Source organism: Pseudoalteromonas ostreae, from assembly GCF_018069805.1.
Lineage (GTDB): Bacteria > Pseudomonadota > Gammaproteobacteria > Enterobacterales > Alteromonadaceae > Pseudoalteromonas > Pseudoalteromonas ostreae.
In genome coordinates, this window is sequence record NZ_JAGPYN010000004.1 from 216,616 (window position 1) to 235,251 (window position 18,636).

General features: G+C 38.8%; 18 protein-coding genes and 1 pseudogene. 7 read left to right on the plus strand and 12 right to left on the minus strand.

Annotated features, from left to right (window positions below; all coding sequences use genetic code 11):
* Positions 1–11 precede the first annotated feature (11 nt).
* From J7338_RS04970 to J7338_RS04995, 6 genes are all read right to left on the minus strand, one after another.
* Positions 12–512 carry a hypothetical protein gene (locus J7338_RS04970; protein WP_210796025.1) on the minus strand — a complete coding sequence of 167 codons (501 nt, stop codon included), beginning with the start codon at positions 510–512 and terminating at the stop codon, positions 12–14.
* Positions 513–532: 20 nt separating this feature from the next.
* On the minus strand, positions 533–2,920 hold the full coding sequence (locus J7338_RS04975) for a PKD domain-containing protein (protein ID WP_210796026.1): 2,388 nt from the start codon (positions 2,918–2,920) through the stop codon (positions 533–535).
* A gap of 24 nt (positions 2,921–2,944) precedes the next feature.
* Entirely contained in the window at positions 2,945–3,490 is a 546-nt protein-coding gene (locus J7338_RS04980; protein ID WP_210796027.1) for a hypothetical protein, read from the minus strand.
* Between the two features lie 58 nt (positions 3,491–3,548).
* Entirely contained in the window at positions 3,549–5,489 is a 1,941-nt protein-coding gene (locus tag J7338_RS04985; protein WP_210796028.1) for a hypothetical protein, read from the minus strand.
* 63 nt (positions 5,490–5,552) lie between these two features.
* Positions 5,553–6,467: a hypothetical protein gene (locus J7338_RS04990; protein WP_210796029.1), complete on the minus strand. Its 915-nt coding sequence runs from the start codon at positions 6,465–6,467 to the stop codon at positions 5,553–5,555.
* A gap of 23 nt (positions 6,468–6,490) precedes the next feature.
* Entirely contained in the window at positions 6,491–8,314 is a 1,824-nt protein-coding gene (locus J7338_RS04995; RefSeq protein WP_210796030.1) for a hypothetical protein, read from the minus strand.
* A gap of 325 nt (positions 8,315–8,639) precedes the next feature.
* Here J7338_RS04995 and J7338_RS21100 point away from each other — a divergent pair.
* The 7 genes and pseudogenes from J7338_RS21100 to sdhC form a co-directional block, all read left to right on the plus strand.
* Positions 8,640–8,822 (plus strand): annotated as a pseudogene (locus tag J7338_RS21100) (hypothetical protein); the annotation flags it as partial.
* Entirely contained in the window at positions 8,809–9,231 is a 423-nt protein-coding gene (locus J7338_RS05000) for a TIGR02444 family protein (RefSeq protein WP_210796031.1), read from the plus strand. The pseudogene J7338_RS21100 and the gene J7338_RS05000, both read left to right, overlap by 14 nt.
* A 1,158-nt stretch (positions 9,232–10,389) precedes the next feature.
* Positions 10,390–11,370, plus strand: a complete 981-nt coding sequence (locus J7338_RS05005; protein WP_210796032.1) for a hydrolase — start codon at positions 10,390–10,392, stop codon at positions 11,368–11,370.
* Positions 11,367–11,612 carry a YheU family protein gene (locus tag J7338_RS05010; RefSeq protein ID WP_210796033.1) on the plus strand — a complete coding sequence of 82 codons (246 nt, stop codon included), beginning with the start codon at positions 11,367–11,369 and terminating at the stop codon, positions 11,610–11,612. Before J7338_RS05005 ends, J7338_RS05010 begins: the two co-directional genes overlap by 4 nt.
* Positions 11,613–11,671: 59 nt before the next feature.
* The gene (locus J7338_RS05015) at positions 11,672–12,862 is read left to right on the plus strand and encodes a dipeptidase (protein ID WP_210796034.1); all 1,191 of its coding nucleotides are present in this window, start codon (positions 11,672–11,674) and stop codon (positions 12,860–12,862) included.
* 174 nt (positions 12,863–13,036) lie between these two features.
* Positions 13,037–13,942 (plus strand): hypothetical protein, encoded by a 906-nt coding sequence (locus J7338_RS05020; RefSeq protein WP_210796035.1) that lies wholly within the window; start codon positions 13,037–13,039, stop codon positions 13,940–13,942.
* A 291-nt stretch (positions 13,943–14,233) separates the two neighbouring features.
* Entirely contained in the window at positions 14,234–14,617 is a 384-nt protein-coding gene (gene sdhC / locus J7338_RS05025) for a succinate dehydrogenase, cytochrome b556 subunit (protein WP_210796036.1), read from the plus strand.
* A gap of 36 nt (positions 14,618–14,653) precedes the next feature.
* Here sdhC and J7338_RS05030 read toward each other — a convergent pair whose 3' ends face one another.
* The 6 genes from J7338_RS05030 to J7338_RS05055 all read right to left on the minus strand — a co-directional run bounded on the left by J7338_RS05030 (position 14,654) and on the right by J7338_RS05055 (position 18,636).
* Positions 14,654–15,460 carry a metal-dependent hydrolase gene (locus tag J7338_RS05030; RefSeq protein ID WP_210796037.1) on the minus strand — a complete coding sequence of 269 codons (807 nt, stop codon included), beginning with the start codon at positions 15,458–15,460 and terminating at the stop codon, positions 14,654–14,656.
* Positions 15,461–15,557: 97 nt separating this feature from the next.
* Complete coding sequence (locus J7338_RS05035) at positions 15,558–16,580, minus strand: Rieske 2Fe-2S domain-containing protein (RefSeq protein WP_210796038.1); 1,023 nt, start codon at positions 16,578–16,580, stop codon at positions 15,558–15,560.
* Positions 16,581–16,597: 17 nt separating this feature from the next.
* Positions 16,598–17,590, minus strand: a complete 993-nt coding sequence (locus J7338_RS05040; protein WP_210796039.1) for a beta-ketoacyl synthase N-terminal-like domain-containing protein — start codon at positions 17,588–17,590, stop codon at positions 16,598–16,600.
* The gene (locus J7338_RS05045; protein WP_210796040.1) at positions 17,580–18,044 is read right to left on the minus strand and encodes a 3-hydroxyacyl-ACP dehydratase FabZ family protein; all 465 of its coding nucleotides are present in this window, start codon (positions 18,042–18,044) and stop codon (positions 17,580–17,582) included. The genes J7338_RS05040 and J7338_RS05045 overlap by 11 nt, the downstream gene beginning before the upstream one ends.
* A complete protein-coding gene (locus tag J7338_RS05050; protein WP_210796041.1) occupies positions 18,041–18,361 on the minus strand; it encodes a phosphopantetheine-binding protein in 321 nt (106 codons plus the stop codon). Before J7338_RS05050 ends, J7338_RS05045 begins: the two co-directional genes overlap by 4 nt.
* Before the next feature lie 38 nt (positions 18,362–18,399).
* Complete coding sequence (locus tag J7338_RS05055; RefSeq protein WP_210796042.1) at positions 18,400–18,636, minus strand: acyl carrier protein; 237 nt, start codon at positions 18,634–18,636, stop codon at positions 18,400–18,402.

Genomic DNA, 18,636 nt, shown 5'->3' on the forward strand with positions numbered 1-18,636 from the left:
TAGTTAATATATTAAAATTCAAGGTTTAAAAAGACAATCAGGTCTACGTTCAGCACATCAATGATTGCTGATGGATTAGTCGCTGATGAACCTGTTTTATTGACTCTAAGCTTTAACTCTTTACATTCACCATTCGTTTTCTTGCGGTTATATATCGAAAAACGAGCTGGTAATAAGCGGCCTCTGCGATTAATAATCACGTCGGCGTCGTAACCGATATCGATGCCAGAACATACTAACGACATTTCCATCAGCATCGGTGAACCATCCGTTGTACCAATAGCCCCACCACTGATATCAAAAATAAGCTCAGGATAGTCTTGAATGAAATCATCATAGGTGTCCACTTCAACCGGAATTTCGACGTCATAACCAACAATCTGGCCATTTGTATAGACTGGGGTAAAATCACTGATTGAGTAACTATGTTGTTCCCCCCCCACATAAATTGGCTCTACAGCTAGCGTACTAAAGGGTAGTAAAAACATCAGCGCAATTGCTAAGCTTTTCATTTTCAATTTCCTTTTCTAAGTTATTTGTTACAAATGCGTAAATCGCGTAAAACTGGTTTATCATCTGAATAAAGGATGCTCATTGATTGACTACTTGGGCTGACTATTTTCAAATCGTCATTCACAAAAATTTCATAAGTAGCTATAGCTGGCAGGCTAGCTAACTTTGTTGCTCTTCCTGAATCAGCAAAAGTGAAACTGATTTTTTGCTCAGACTCCGTTTTAAATAAATTCATATCACGAAATGTTGAGATCAAGCGGAACCCAACTTCAACCGTCTCTGGGCCACTATAACGAGGACATTTAAGAACCAACCAATCCACAGGCTGCATATATGGAATAAATTCATCACCAAAATTAATGATAAACCCATCTTGAGTCACGCTAGGCGCAGTATAAACCGAAGTCGCTAAACGTTCATCGTCGGTCTCTATCACCAAAGCTGCGCCCTCTTCAATTTCTACCTGGGCATCAAACACGCCTTGTGAATCACTTACATACTCCTGCCCGTTAATTTTTAACTTTGCGTTTGGAAAGGGAGCAAAATAAGGGTCAATAATTTTCCCTTTCACAGAGCCTGATAGCATAATGATGAGGTCAGATACATCGAAACGTACTGACTTAGTAACAATGTTATCTGCCTCATCACTAACACGTAAGTTAACTGAATATATGCCTGCTACATCTGCAATCAAACTTGTGGTGGCTAACGTGTTAGTTACTAATTGCGCTGACGAATTTTCAGGCTTATCCAAAGACCATTGATAAGTGAGTGGCTCACCGTCTGGGTCGTAACTGCCCGATGCATCAAACATTACTTGCTGACCTACTTCAGCCTCTCTAGATGAATCGTTTTGTAACACAATAACAGGTGGTAAATTAGACTTTACTTGCACAGTATGGGTAAGCGGATCAGAATAATACTGACCATCATACACTCGCAGCGAAACAATATAGTCGCCAAGCTGTGTTGGTGTGAAAAATGCTTTACCATCGCCTGTGGTATTGAACTGAATATCTTCAGGTGCCTCTATAACTTGCCACTGATACGTTAAGGTATCATTATTAGGATCTGAGCTTTGGCTCGCATCAAGTTCAACATTGTTACCACTATACACAACATCTGGTGCTACAAGCTGCGCTACAGGCTTTTGGTTACCATCAATATAATAGGTTTGTGTATTAGATGTCACCGCTGTTTGACCATCAGATACACTAACAGTAACAGCATATTCCCCAGCAACATCGGGATATAACATCGCAACGGCATCGGTCGATGCTTGCAATTCAGTCATACTTGTTTCTGGACGGCTAACTAATTGCCATTGATATGTCAGTGGCTCACCTTCGGGGTCAAAACAGGATTTACAAATCAGCTCTAGCGGTTTGATGGGGGCACTAACATCTTCACCAAGTTCAGCAACTGGGGGTAAGTTGCCAGTAGTAACTAACAATTTATATAAAGCTTTTACAAAGGCACCTTGTGCATCAGTAACGGTAATAGCCACTTCATAATCGCCAAGTACCTCAGCTGAAAAACTTGTTTGCGCGTCAAAGAGTGTACTTAAACTTGCATTAGCACCCTCTGGCTGCGATACCACTTCCCACGCGAATGATAATCTATCCAACCTGTCAGGATCATAACTTTCACTGGCATCAAGAAGGATAACTTCATTCGGTTTAACCTGATTTTTTACATCTTTAATTACAACAACAGGCGCAGAGTTAACGCCTAAGGGCTCACTCGTAACCGTTAATGTATCGGTGGCAATATCACCTTGATCATTTTGCACACTTAGCTCGACACTATATTGCCCAACCTGATCAGCCACAAAGGTAGTTTTTACGTTTTTATATTTAAATATTTTTGCTTGGCTATTTTCTGGTTTTTCGATGATGCGCCAATGAAAACTTGTAATGACTGTATCTGAAGAGCGGCTTTCACTGCCATCAAGTGAAATAACCTGCCCTTTTTTTACAGTAATGTCTTGCCCCGCTGCTGCAACTAATGTCGCTTCACTATTTAGATCAATTTCTAATTGAGATGGTTTGCTATCTAATTTACCATCACTAACTGTTAGAGTGAGTACATACTTACCTAAATTAGTCAGTTTAACAGCTATCTCTTCTTTATTGTGCTGCTCTATTTCAACAGGTGTTTGCTCAACACCTTTGCTCAAAACCCACTCATAACTCAGAGTACCGCCATCAGGATCGTAACTTTTTGAGGCGTTGAAGTGTACCAGCTTATTTTTAGTTATATTGATGTCACTTGAGGTAATCACCGCAATAGGCGCTTGATTTTTAGCCGTTTTATTTATGTCTGCTGGTGTCTCATTACTGCCTGAACCTCCGCAAGCAGAGATAAGTATGCACAGTGAAACGGGGAAGCTATTTTTCCATATCATGTTGGTATTCCTTTTAGCTATTAATTAGTTGAATGCAACTTGCCTGATTGCTTCGTTTAGCACCATAGCTTGTTTACCCAGTAATCGCGCATTTTCAACTAATTGTTTTTGTTCGTATAAAATATCGTCATCTAAACTTTGCGAAGCAGAACCCGATGCAATAGCATCTTTGTTTCGTTCTTTAACTCTATTCGTCAAAGTATCTAAACGCTCTTTATGTATACGCGTTGCTTCTCGATATTCGTTGACTTGCCCTTTCAGTTCAGGGAAATTGCTAATAATGAATTCGTAATACTCATTTTTTTTGATAGAATCAAACTGACTGACTTTTTCGATGATAGCTGACGGTTCACTATACAAATTTGCTTCTTCAATAATCTCATCAACACTTTTTTTCACAGTGGCAACCTCTTGCTGCGAGTGCTTTGGCTCTTTATTTTCTTTCGTCGATACGACTACTTTTGACGTTTCAGCTTGGGGCTGTACTTCATCTGTTGAACCAAATAAGCTCCAGCCCAAATAACTAATAACAACAGTACCGAACACTGCAACTACTATTTTTGCTTTCATAAAAATTCCTAATTGAAGTATGAATATGAGGGGGGGAGCCCCCCTCAATAATCAGTTATTAATTACAGCGACGTGAATCAACGCAAACTTTAGCTTTAATCCTTGCGCTACCTTGATATACACTAAATGAATCTTTGTTGTATCTTTTCCAGATTTTTCCGTACTCACGAGCACTATACGATGTTGTTCCTTTCGCTTTAGAGCCACCAATCGCATCTAATGCACGTAAAACCACATTAGCAAATTGACAGTACATGTTGGCTGGGCAAACTTTCATTAAACCGTCACCAATCTGGCCGCCAACTTCACTTTTACCAGGATCTATTACATTTGGATCCTTAACAATCAAGTCATACGACTCAGCATAAACGGCTAAAAACATTTGCCACATATCGCTGTACATTTCTGATTCAAACTTCTCTGCGATTCTTGCTGCTTCTTCAGGGTCATTAGATTGCGGAACTACACTTAAATTACACTCCATTCCTAGATTTTCTCTTGCTGTTTTAACGATATCATCCCAGCTTGTCGTTTTAGTTCTAAACCAACTCCAACTCTTAGAGCTACCCGCACTTCTAAAATAAGAGTTTGCACGATCAACATTAATTGAACATTCACCCTCCATCTTGCCAGGGTAAGCATAGTAGCTATATGAAAGTGCTATGTCTGTTGAAAACACTGGACTATTAAGAACTGGTTTATACTCGTCACGAATCACTTTCCAAGAAGCTGTTTCACCATCATTTATAGCAGTATAGTTGTGTTCTACATTCCGCTCATAATCACCACAGCGAGCATCTTTAGTGACGTGAAAATCAATCCCACCTGAACCTAACGAGTCCCAAGTGGTCGTATCAAAATGAATTTGTTCTCCAAGAGTTTCACGTTCAAACGGCATTGCTTTATCACCAATTTGGCCGAAGTTAATAATAGTATTTGATGGGTAGGTCCATACATTTTTACGATAGATTGGTTGATTATTATCTAAAAGAGTATTGGCATTGTCGCGGGTAACCCCGGAATTCAGACGAATATCAAATACATTAAGCTGCTGAACCTCATAACCCCTACCTCTTAAGGTGTTTGAAAGAATTGAAGCTTCATTGCCCCACAAGTTATACCCAGCCGATGCTATCCCAGCAATAAGGTTTCCAGATTCAGCAACTGTTTTTCTTTCAAGTTCATATGCATCCTCTACGATCATCGTTTGGAAGTCATACAATTTTCGTATAAAATCTATTTCATCATTTATATCATCTTTTTTCCTCTCATATGCACTATTAAGACCTCTTAATTCTAAATACTCATCACGAATTTCGTCTTGACGATTCTGTTGTTCTCGAACATTTTGCGTTGCTTCTGTAAGCAATTGTGTATATTTATCGGCAACTTCTCCTATACACTGAACTAATTTTGGTTGGTCCGTCATGAATCGGTTAACACAATCCAAACTTGCGCTTTGTTGTTCGTTTCTAAGAAGATTTAGTTCCCTTTCAGATCTTTCTAATTGCAAGTTAATATCATCCCACTGGGGTTCTACTATTTCATAACGTTCGATAATACCTCCATTTTCTCGTGCAAGTTCTCTAATTCTATGTGAGAACTCACTAATATCATTAACTACAGCCGTATTTTTAGCTGATAGTGCATAAGTTAATTGAAAGAGATTACTGACAAAGTCTCCATTGTCAATCGCTTGCTGGCGTAACTCAGGTGTCTCAGGTATATAGTTCGCTTGCTGTTTCAGTGCAACATATGAAGAGCAGCTTGGACCCCCACCCATATCAAAATAGGTGCCGATAATTTCCTTATCGTTAGCAGGACCAACATACAGCGTTCTAGGGTTTTTATGGTCTTTTACTACATCACCAACCCCAGCAGGCGTAGTAATTCCTAGCTTACTAAGTGGATTGCCTGATGTGTTATCAGGTAGTGCATATGCCGTGGCACTGTGTACCAACCCGAGAGCAACAGATGTTGCAATGAGTTTTCCATTCATCGTAAAGTTTCCTTTGTAGTGTTGATAAATTTTTTTGCGATTGGGATTAGTTTTAAAAAACACTTATAGTCTCGTTTTTAATTTCTTTACTGCGTTTTGAAGAATCGTTTGATCTCTGCCAATATATTTACTCGCTAACCACGTAGTCTGCGCATTTAAAAAGTTGTACAGTTGAGCAATATTATCTTCATTTATAGTAAGAGCACTTGTTAGAGAGCTTCGTAAGTTAGCAAGTTGAGCCGTACATAAATGTGAGTAACTACCTGAGCCACAATTGCTTTCTAAATACGTTTTAGTGCTGCTTAAATCATCAAGTACATACCGTAGTTCTTCAGCTAATATGTCGTCTTCAATATCAAATTGCATGTATTCCAAGGTTGCAATAGTGTTATTGATAGCGTATAGCAAATTTGTGTGGCCTGTAGAGGGTATGGCCTGGCTAAATAACAACTCTAAATGCGTATTAAAAGATACTAGTTGCTGGGCTATTTGATTGAAATACCTCGGTTCTGGATAGGTAACCAGTTGATCTACTGTTAACTTACAGCCAGGCTTCATTGCCTGAAAGCCAGTTGCTCCTGACAATTCCTCAAGGTATAAAACTGAATCGTTGTTCCCATGTGTTAGCTCGACCGAACTTGGTTCATATATACGAGAGCCTGCTATGCGATTTGATACCGACGAGCCATCTGCATTTGATAAGCTAAAGCGAATCGAGAGCGGCCGTAATGATTCACATGTAAATGTGTAGTTAAGTATAGTTTTAAACAGCCCCCCCTCAATAAGATCCCCCTGTAAATAATTATTATTTTTCTCTGCATATACGGTAGTGCCTAAAAATTGACAAGGGGGAACATAACGCGCACCTTGTGACGTAGTGCGCAATTGACATTGCTGTTCGGCATCAAAAACATCTAGCGGCAAAGCATTAGCCGTTCCAACTGTGATCAATAACATGATCATTAATAAAGTTTTCATTATGTATGTCCTTTTACTAAAACTTATAGTTGCTCGAGGGTTGCAGTAAGGACCTGACGGCTTACTATCGCATTTTCATCAGTAATTTTAACGACCATGTTAATTTGCTTATTATTTTCAGAGCATCCATGAAATGCAGACTGCCTGATTTTTAGCTGCAGGTTATTCAATGGGGAATTAATACCAACAGCTGTAGGCAATAGTGAATTTGTTGATGTACTTAGGCTCTCGATTGAAGGAAATAGCTCTAGCAAACCATCCGACATTCTTGGGATCCAAAACATCCCGTTATAATCAAAATACTCTACCTCTATTAACAACTCATCATTGCTCATTTCAGCCAAATCAAACAGTTGCCAATTGATGGTCACAATACGATCTTCTTTAAATTGTTCGACATTTTTAATTCTGTTACTTTGGCTTGCTAGTGCTTGCATTCTTGAGATTATATTTGTTAATTGAAATAGCAATTCTTGGTAATCGTCACTGTTATGCATGATAGCGATTATTCTGTTGGCTTCCTTTCCTAGCTCAAAACTCTCGCTTACTATTCGAGCCATCTCTGGGCTAATTTCGTTAAATTCCTCACATAACAGAATAGGTTGACCTGCCAAAGTCTCTAATGTCACAAGCCCTTGATTATTAATAATATTGGCTAGCTGAGATAGTTTAGCTAGTGTTTGCTGTCCAGTTGCGTTTTTAGCTAAATAAGCAATATTGATGGCTGTACCAAGGCGATCGAGATTTACATTTGTGCGTTCGTTTTGATAATCAGATAATTTATCGCTGACAAAACCAGCTAAATCTGGAAACCTAAGTTGCTGTGGCGGAATTAGCTGGTAGTTTCCATCATATACATAACCCAATGCTGACGCTTCATTGGCTAACGCTATCAATGATTGTTCAAAATAAGATAAGCGATTATCGAAGTTAGGATAAAATGGCGTGCCCTGTGGAGCTATAACTTCGTTAAAGCAAATGCCTTGCTCGCAGCTAGATAATGCTATATTTATATACTTATCAAGTATGCTCGATTTTTCAAGCATGCTATTTTGAAGATCTGTTGGTAAGTTCTGAACAAGTGATGCGTAGGTATTCAGACGTCGATTTAAATGTTTCACTCGATTTTTAGCTATCGTTGCTAAACTATATTTTTTTAATCTATCCCATAGACTAACTTGTCTTGACAGGCTCTGGTTAAGTTCATTTTTCAAATGCTGTTTATCAGCCGCTGAAAAGTATGGAAACTCATCGATATCAGACATCATCTTCACAAAGGTCTCATTTAACCTAGTTTCCACTTCAATACCAAATGAATAACGTCGATAAACCGCAGCATACCTTAATGCCGTTGCCGCTCTTTCGAGGCTATCTAACAAATTTAACCTAAAGTTTTGCCTGCGGAGTTCGTCACTTGCTGGCGTAAAACTATATGCTGTTGGTGTGTTTATATAATCTTGGTAGAGTTCGTGATGAAGAGATGCTTGGAATACATATAGCTCGGTATAAAGTGGTGCATAGGAGAGTATATCACTCACGTGAAACCACGCTTGCTCGCCTTCTTGCTGATAACCCTTTGCTGTCGAACGAATATCAGCAACTATATCACAAGGCAAAGTTATCTCTTTAAAACAAGCTGGTTGACTAGCTGGAGTTGCTGCTGCACATATATCATTACAGCTATTCTGATTGTATTCAGAGTAACAGATCTGTGGCTGAAAATGTCTTACTTGAAATTTTGCAGAGCAATTTTCATTAGAAGCCAATGCTGAGTTAGCGTTAACAGTGGTTGCCAGTAAAAAGGCGACATACAACCCAACATATTTATACGTAATCCTTCGCATCATTATAAATTCCTTTTATAAATCACACCTGCTTTTATGCTTCCAACTTATCAAGCAAGCCATTCAAATTTTGAACCCACTTTAGAACCAAATGTTAACAAAGTCAACAGGAGTTAAATTAAAATGGGTACATGTTACAATCCAAGCAAGAACAGTGATTATTTAACCTAGAACCACTGCTTCGTGGAACACAAAAAGGACCGAACAAATATTTTGTTAAAAAATTTAGTGCTTCTTTGGTAGCTCGTAGCTTTATCAGTATTTTTTCACGCTGTTGGTCGCGTACTTAGAGTTTACGTATTAGTATGAACTTAGCCGCCTAATTTTTAAACTACATGCTGCTCTAGGCGATAACGAGCTTTATAACGATGACAACAAAGCGAAATTAAAAGAACTTATTGCAAAGCAAGCGACATTGACACCGAAAGTAAATGACATCGAAGAAGAACTATTAATGGCCCTTGAAGAGATGGAAGAAAAAGAGCAGGCGTTTGTCAATGAACTTGCTTAACAGCGATGACTTTTGGCAATTTGCATGTCGCCTTTACAGTGAAGGAGACATGCAAGCACGCCTATTAGATTACCAAAACCAGCAAGGTAAAAACGTTAACCTGTGCTTGTTGCTGTACTATTTAGATTCTATCAATCTAGAAATTAGTCAAACTCAGTTAAACAAACTTGCGCAATGTATTAGTGAGTTTGATCAGCAGGTATTAACGCCCTTGCGTGCCACACGCGCCTACCTAAAAGCCAACCACACCGAGATTGCAGATTACGCCGCAATTCGTAAAGAACTACTCAGCGCCGAGTTAAAACTAGAAAAGCAGCAGCAAGAGATGTTGATAGATGCGGTTAATAAATTTAGATTAGCTACGCATCCGGAGCCGAATAATATTAGGTTGTATTTGCTTAAGCTGTAAGCAGCTCGGTGCGAACTTGTGTTTGGGATATAGTTAGGGCAATCATGGCTAAAACCATTGCCCACGGATATTCATACCTGTAGGAGCCAGCTTTAGCTGCGAATATATTTTTATCTGTCTCACTGTCTTTTTTTGTACAAAATTTTAAAGTGATTTATCCACAATGAGGGTTTCGAGGCGCTACGCTTTAAAGAAAAGCCAGTAAAATATACTAGCGCTTGTGTAGGTCGTGCTTTAGCGCTTGAATTCCGCGGCTGTAGGCTTGTTGTTATTTTTGGTTCTCAACCTGATACCTATTAATGTTCCTATAACTGTACTTAAAAGTAAAATAGGTAGCTCAAAAGCTAAAGTTGGCGGGATAAACAACTCTTGCAAAATAAACGAAGTGATCGCAGTGCTAAATAAAAACCCCAACACATAAACTGCACATGCATATTGCCAATTATGGCTTGAACTTCTGTAAGCCATAACCCCATACATGAATATGGATAAGAAAGCTGAGGGGATTAACTGGATTACGAAAAAGTCTTCAAAGGTTAGTCTCGCAATCATATTGATAACTTGTGATGTTAAGAAACCTAAACTTACATAAAAAAATGCCATCACTAAAGTGTATTTAACTATCCGTGTAACCCTCAAGATCTCCCCCTGTATTACAGTTTTTATAACCAATACAGTTTAAAATAAAAATGCAAAGACTGTTAGCTTTCCAGTTTTTTCATTAATAATGGCCCACAAACTCCCTAGAGCTTTGCCACTTTAACCTTTCTCCTTGCAAACTCGCTAACTGATTTGATCCAAATCAACTTCTGTATCACTGCTAATCAACTTAGGAAAATAGCTTGATCTGGATCATAACAACCTAGTCAAACTGTCTCTATCATTAATCCATCAACATTAGGAGGCATTTATGGACGTATTCTTCAGAGACTTTTTTAGTGACCCAGTACTATTTTTATCATTTGGTTTTCTGGGAATCGTGATCGGATTATGCCTTTTCTTTGTGTACTTTTTTATTAAGAAAGTACATGACGACAAAACACCCAATTAAAATTAAGCACGACGCACAAAGCCCCTATCAAGTTATTTGATTAGGGGCTTTTTATTATTAAAAGTTTGTTACACTAGCGATTCTATTAGCTAAACATGTTTTAACTTATGTCTACAGATTTCAAGCCAGCTTGGTGGATGACTAATCGCCATGTGCAAACCATTATGCCACGGTTTTTTCGGCCTTTTCATAATACTCGCTACCAGTTAGAGCAGCTTGATACTCCCGACGGCGATTTTTTAGAGCTCGCTTGGTCACAACCCAAAAACGATAACGCGCCGCTGGCAATTGTATTGCATGGCCTGGAAGGTAATATCAATAGCTTTTACGCCAAAGGCATGATGAAAGCCCTAAAAAAACAGGGTTTTAGTGTTGTTTTAATGCATTTTCGTAACTGTTCTACTGAAGTTAACCGCCTACCCCGTGCATATCACAGTGGCGAAACTGGCGATCTCGATTTTTTTATAAAACAACTTAAGCAGCAGTTTCCAGGTCGCTTGATGGTTGCAGTTGGGTTTTCACTCGGCGGTAACGTACTGGCCAAATACTTAGGTGAACAAGGCGAACAATGTTTACTTGATGGCGCGGCGGTTGTTTCGGCCCCTTATGATTTGTCGCCATCATGCCAAGTTATTCGTAAAAGTTTGGCTAAGATTTATCAAAAATATTTACTCGATCGGATGAAAAAATCGATGCAGCGTAAATTACCGCAAATCACAAAACAGATTGATTTAACGCCAGTTCAGCTAATGGAAATTGATGATTTATGGCAGTTTGACGATAAACTCACAGCTCCTTTACATGGTTTTATTGGTGCTGAAGATTACTATCAACAAGCCAGCGCTAAGCCTTATTTAAAACACATTACAACACCCACATTAATTGTTCATGCGAAAGACGACCCAATGCTGTCAATTAAAGCTGTACCCAGTAGGCAAGATGTTAGTGAGCATGTTACGCTGCAAATCTCCGAAAAAGGCGGCCATGTTGGCTTTATAAGTGGAAAAAATCCATTTAAACCGATTTATTGGTTAGAGTATGTAGTGCCAGATTTCTTCACCCAAATCGTCAAAAAAGAGCAGTTATGATCATTCCCCATGAGCAACTAGATAAAGACACTTTATACAATTTAATTGAAAGTTATGTGCTACGTGAAGGCACCGATTACGGTGAGCAAGAATTCAGTATTGAAAGTAAAGTGGCGCAGGTAAAACAACAACTACACAATGGCGAGGCCATGGTGTTTTTTTCAGAACTGCATGAATCTGTAACTATTATTTCTAAAGGTGAATTTAAAGCACTGCAAAGTGACACACCATTTAACGAGTAAACTTGTAACCCTAGTTGTAAAAATAGACAATGGCTTTTTTACTCAAAGAGCCATTAAAAATGATAAAACTAAGCTCAGTAGTTATTGCCGTTGCACTTGCTTTATCAAGCCAAGTGCAAGGTGCAGACATTAGCGCATCAGCTAAAGCAATTAAACTCACCAAAGACACTATTTTAATCGATACTCATATCGATGTGCCGTACCGTATTCATGCTAAATGGGCTGATGTTACTAAAGCCACTGATGACGGTGATTTTGACTACCCACGCGCAGTTAAAGGTGGCTTGAATGCGCCATTTATGTCGATTTATATTCCTGCGCATTTGGAGTTTGAAGGGAAAGGTAAAAGCTTTCAGCTAGCAAATCAACTCATTGATAGTATGGAAGAGATTGCCCAGCGCGCCCCTGACAAATTTGCTATTGCCGATTCAACGAACGATATTAAAAAGCAGTTTAAACAAGGCAAAATGTCGATTGCAATGGGGATGGAAAACGGCTCACCAATTGAAGGTGACATGGCAAACCTACAGCACTTTTTTGATCGTGGTGTACGCTATATCACCCTTGCTCATTCACAAAGCAACCATATTTCAGATTCATCTTATGATATTCGCCGTAAATGGAAAGGTCTAAGCCCATTTGGTAAAAAACTGGTTACTGAGATGAACAGTATCGGCATGCTGATTGATGTTTCACATATTTCAGATGATGCGTTTTATCAAGTAATGGAGCTATCTAAAACACCGGTTATTGCCTCACACTCATCACTGCGCAAATATACGCCTGGTTTTGAGCGTAATATGGATGACGATATGCTACTAGCGCTGAAAAAGAACGGCGGGGTTATTCAAATAAACTTTGGTTCAAGCTTTGTAACCGCTAAAGCAGGTGATTGGGGCAAGCAGTTAAAGAGTAAAAAAGAGTCGGCCAAAAAAGAAGGCACTAAATTAAGTCAAGATTTTGATGCCGCGTATCGTGCTAAAAACCCATATCCATTTGCGAGTCTTGAGCAAGTACTTGAGCATATCGATCATGTTGTTGAGCTAATTGGTGTCGATTATGTTGGCATCGGCTCTGATTACGATGGTGTTGGTGATTCACTGCCAGTAGGCTTAAAAGATGTATCTAGCTACCCGAATCTAGTGCAAGGATTAATGGATCGTGGTTACAGTGACAAAGATATCAAAAAAATCCTCAGTGGCAATGTGCTGCGCGTATGGCAACAAGCCGAACAGTATGCAAAAAACTAAGCATAAGAATGAAGCGCACTTTCATCGTTGCAATAATCTTCGCTACCTATCATATTTATTTAGCGAATAAATTTTTACTACGCTGAAGTGCGCTTAGCTTTCTACATCTTTTAACAGACTTAAAGCCCCAAAAGCGGTAAATTAAGCCTTTTCAGATATGGAGCTTACAACCACATGCCTATTAGTAAAGGATCAGTCGCAATAACCCTTGCCTCAGTTGCACTTGCAATCTCGTGTTACGGCACATTTTTCAAACCAGTAAGCTCACCTAGCGACAAAAGCAGCGCTGAACAGTCATCGCTCATTGTTACGAATATGCCACTGAATAATAACAATAACGAACTTTCAGTTACCCAATTGCATAACAAGATAATATCTTTACAGCGACAAGTTGCCGCCCTAAAAATAAAAAATACTTCTATAGATCAAGAATATAATAACGATGATTTTAAGGAATTAGTGCTTGCTATACTGACGGAAAAAGAGCAGCAAGAAATTGATGAAATGCGTGAAAGCAACCCACTTTACGGTTTTTATGCCGACTTACCGCAAGACTATGAACTACGCATCAAGTCAGACTCTGATTATGCGAAAAAAATAACCACGCAATTACGAGAGCAAATACTCAACCCAAATGCCACAGATATCGATAGGCTAGCAGCCTTAACTCAACTACAAATGAATATGTATATTTTGAATAAATCAAAAATACCTGAGTATGACTTTGCGGTAGTCGATAATATTTTGGAGCTGGCCGCGAATAGTGATGATGAGAAATTCAAAATTCAAGCCATTGAAGTCATTACTCAAGCACCCGTGCTCGATCAACGCCTGACTGAGCGCTTTACTTCACTACTGCAGCATGAGCCTAACGATTATATTCGCCGTTTAGCGGGGCAAGGCTTGATATCGCTATACTATCAATCACAAAACTCTGAAGATGGCAATAGCCAACAAATTGCCCAACATATTTTATCACTTTACCAACACTCTACTAATGATAATGTTCACTCTGTACTTGATGAAATGATTGGAAATTCGAGCATGCTAGAAGAACTGCGAAAACATGCTGAAGGTTAGTTATCAAATAAAGAAAAAACAAGCGCCTGCCATCATTCACTATAATTATGGGCCCAGGAGGAATGCAGCTAACAGTGTGGCCTTTGTTAAAGTTTTTTGACAATAAAAGTCTATGATAGGCAATTACACTATTAAAAGTTAGAGGCAACAACTATTCTAACACAAGAAGGTTTATAATGACCTGATCCCCCAGCACTAAACTAGTCAGTTCTAAAGTATTTATAACTTGTATCATATTTGTATTTTACGTAAAATAATTTAATAAAATCTCTATAATTAATGGAAGTTAGTATGAAACAAACTAAGAAACGACCAGTTTTTATGAGCCTTCATAAAGTTAAGGTTCCAATCACGGCATATGTATCCTTTGCACACAGGGTTACCGGTGTACTCTTTTTTCTTTCTTTCCCTATTGTTCTGTATGCCCTATATCTAAGCCTAGACTCAGAGAGTGGCTTCAACACTGTTGTATCAGCACTTCAGCATTGGTTTGTTAAATTAGTCTGTTTAGGGATTTTTACCGCCTTTATTTATCATGCTTTTGCAGGTATAAAACACATGATTAACGATATGGGGTATGGGGAAGAACTAGATTCAGCGAAGAAAATGTCATACGTTCTTATCTTGGCAACAGTGATTGCTGTGCTTGGAATGGCTTATAAGCTTTTTAGTTAATTAGAATGCCTCGCCAATGATGACGAGGCCAATTCACTACAGAGATTCTAAGACCATGAGGTTAAAATGGCTGTCAGGATGAAAGTCCACTTCATAGAAACGTTCAATTAGTTTCATAAAATATGGTATCACCCCCTTTTTACCTACCATAAAATCTGACTCTCGGAGCCAACACTTTAGTGCTTTAGTATCTTTGCCATCACTACTTGCCATATTACACATGGTTATCTCAAGGAAGCGGGCAAACTTCAAATATACTTCACCCATCACTTGCTCTAGAAAAGCTTTATTATTATACGTAGACAGATAAAGGTCGTAAGCAACTGAGCGATGATCTATTTCCTCTAGTGCATGCCATTTCCAAAATTCCTTCACTTGCGGAGCACAGATTGCCAACCAATCATGAGTTAGTAAAGCTTCACTGGCTACCGCAGTTAGATGTTCTAGACATACAGTTAGCGCTAAGCAGTATTGAGCAGTATTATTATTTGCAACATAAGCACTATTAAATAGAAAAGGAGCTTCTAAGCGCTGTAGTGAATAACCATTTTCTTTACAGCACGTTTTATTATAAATAATATGATATTTGCTATGCACTGCTTCTTGCATCATAAATATACGAACTGCATTTTTAGTCTTTGAATCTTTAATAGCAGACAGGTTTCGTTTTAAACTATCAATAAAAAATTTTTCACCGCTTGGTAAAGCTATAGAGAATGCATTTATTAAAATAAACTTGAAATACTCTTCTCCTTCATAGCTATGAGTAAAACACCCATCAAATTTAAACGGTGGCGCACTAAATTTCCTCGCTACTTTTTCAACCTCTGTGGAAAGGTACATACCAAGCTCCCCTATTTAAAAGATTACGCCTCTGTGATCGGGAGAGGTAGTTAATCAAATTGCGCAAACAAAATGCTACTATCTCCCTCAAAAATAACTATCGATCAGAAGTTGCTAATTCAAGATAGAATTGCGTTGCCCATTTTCTAAATTGCCGAATCGGGCCATCAACTCTGCTTATTGGTGGACTTACTAGGTATTTCTTACGCTCCCAAATATCAAAGTCTTTCGCTAATTCCGCAGCTAACTTTGGGATCAAAAAATTAAGCATCTGCAAATCACGATTATCTTTTCCGGTTTTCTGAACCGACACAGCAAGACGAATACAGATCGAATTTTCATCTATTGGAGTTGAATGCAAAAACGTCCTCGCTGATGGAAATTTATTCGTAGATAGAGCGTAAACTTGCTGCAAACCTAGCCCAAATAACCGTACTCTAGTTATCGAGTCGACTTCCCCTGCTTGAGTAGAGAGCTGACTCGTTGACTTCCAAGTTGCTATCGCACCATCATATTCAATCGATTCAATTTCACCGATTTTATTTGCCCCGTGTACAACACTAAAATGTGCAACATCCACCCCATTTTCGGCAATCTCTTGGACGTGAGTATTTAATACCCAGACACACTCTTCGTTCAATACAGGTTCTGTCCACCCATCTAAATCAACGGGCTTAACTTCCCAGTGGGGCTGAAGTTTTTTATCATTATCAGGAGACCACCAAGCCATCACCATACCGTTCACAACTTTACAAGGTAAGGTCCCAATTTTGACTTTCAGAGGTTTTTGCATCTCTGGAACATCATCACAACTCCCAGTACAATCGAACCTCCACCCATGAAAAGGACAGCGAATAGAGTCACCTTGAACAACGCCACCAAACCCCAAATGTGCACCAAGGTGAGGGCAAAAAGCTTTAACTACATGAATGTCACCGCTTTCAGCACGATATACAACAATTTCTTCACCACAAATTCTAGTCGGCTCAACCCCTTTGACAGAAATGTCTGATGCCAGTGCGACCGCATACCACCCCTCAGGAAAAGGAGAAAAAGGATAACGTTGATTATTCAGTATATTCCTTGAGGAGTATTCAAGCGCTTCTTTACCTACTAACATATTTCTATCTCTCAATATTATTTAGATATTTCATACGTTTGATAGCGTCCATCTACCATTTGGCAAGCAACAAGAAAACGCTTTTCCGAGTACTTATTTAACAACACTACGGCAAGTGCAAATTGAAAGCTCAATGACGCTTCTGCAAGATACCCAAATCGTTTTGTTAAATTAACAATACGTGAACCATCACCCTCCGTAATTAGATCGAGGCTACTATCGATATCCATTGTAAGCTCAGTTGTTAAAAGACAGCTTATATAGTGTGGAGCATCCATTTGCTTAAGTAATGATGATTCATCATAAGAACCCAAAAAAGAGACCTGTGCCACTGCGATATCACGATGTATTTCGTTAGTCGATATCAGTGTACTGGCCGACGCTTTGGCAAACTTTCGGCCTTGTGCGATACAGTTAACTGATTGATTAATAGATTCCTTAATGATTTCTCGACTGCCATTACTAACCCCTCCAACTAACGAAAGTGAAGATTCAGTCGCGGTCCGTGAATGCTCAATGGCATGTTTGAAAGCTTGTGAAGCAGCATTTTGCTCCCCAATAAAGGTTAAGCTTTCGCCACACATATTGAATAGGATTGAAATATTCGCGGAATAAAGATTAGCCAACTCCATTAATAGCTGAGTCGGCCTCAATCTTGCGATTTCAGCATTAACTGAAGCTGGATCTTGCGTCCAAGCAAGCTTTGAGCGCTCATCAACTTTAACATCACGCTCTCCAATTGAACATACCGTATATATGTTTGCATTCTCAAGCGCCTCGGGCTGCTCTGAGAGTACGGAAGTTGTAATTGCTTCACCTGCTGCCGCAGCCAATAAACGCTGGCTTTCAGACATATTATTCAAATCACGCTTTTTTTTTATATAATTAGAATATTGGATCTGTTCAAGTCCAATTAATCTGTCATTGTCTAAGTTGATATCTGAAAATGTATTAAATATTTCATTTTCTAAAGATGCACCTACACCTAAGATATATGCATTATAAATCATGTCCATTCCACCCTGCTTGCAACGCAATGTTTTTTATATATTCTCTCATTTTTTCATTGGCAAAGTTTTGTAGCTTCAACATCAGTTCTGAATCCGCGACAACCCCACCTGCGGCATCAGAAATTTTTGCTTTACAAATAAGATAACCACCTCCATGGTGTGTAATTTTGCTTTTGATCGTTAACACCTGATTTGGAGTTACAAAGTTCCGAAACTTGGCAGAGCGGACAGTTGCTAAATAAGCCATCTCTTCAAAATCTTTACTTAGCATATGAATATAACCACCTGCTTGAGCCATCATCTCAATTAGGATCACACCCGGAACTATTGGGTTTCCAGGAAAATGCCCCTCAAAGATCGGTGCCCGATCGGGCACCTCGCTTTCGCAGATGATCGTATCTAAGCCATTATGCTCAACAATCCGATCAATAAGCTGGTTGTACTCTATGTTCATGCAGAAACAGTTCCTTCTTCTTCAATCAGCTCTAGCACACTTTCGACAAAGTTACTAAGGCGGAACACACTATCCTCAGCATTTAGTGCTTGCTCGCTAGCGCGGTTCATCCATTCTTCCGAAGGAATAGAAATCCCAAACTCACTTTCAATATCGAAAATTACGTTCAAAAAATCAACGCTATCGAGCCCCAGATCCGCATTTAAAATATGATGAGGTTCTATTTTTTCAATATTTAAATCTTCCAAATCACACTGCTCTAAAATAAGAGCTGTGATTTTTTCGTAGGCCTCGTCATAAGAAATTGATTTACTCATTTTGCTATCCTTTATATTTTATTTGAAAGTATTTTGGTTTAATTTTTACTGGGTAATAAATTATGAATATCATCGATTAATTGCGAGATTGGCTTGTTATGAAACAGCCACTCTATAGGGATCTCTAATCCTGATTCTTTTTTTGCACGAAGTATAAACTTCATTGCAATGATAGAGTTACCACCAGACTCACTGAAGCTTTTACTCAACTCTGAATCATTGATTTTTAAGATATCGATAAGCAAACGGGTTAAATTTCCACGGTCAACTAACAT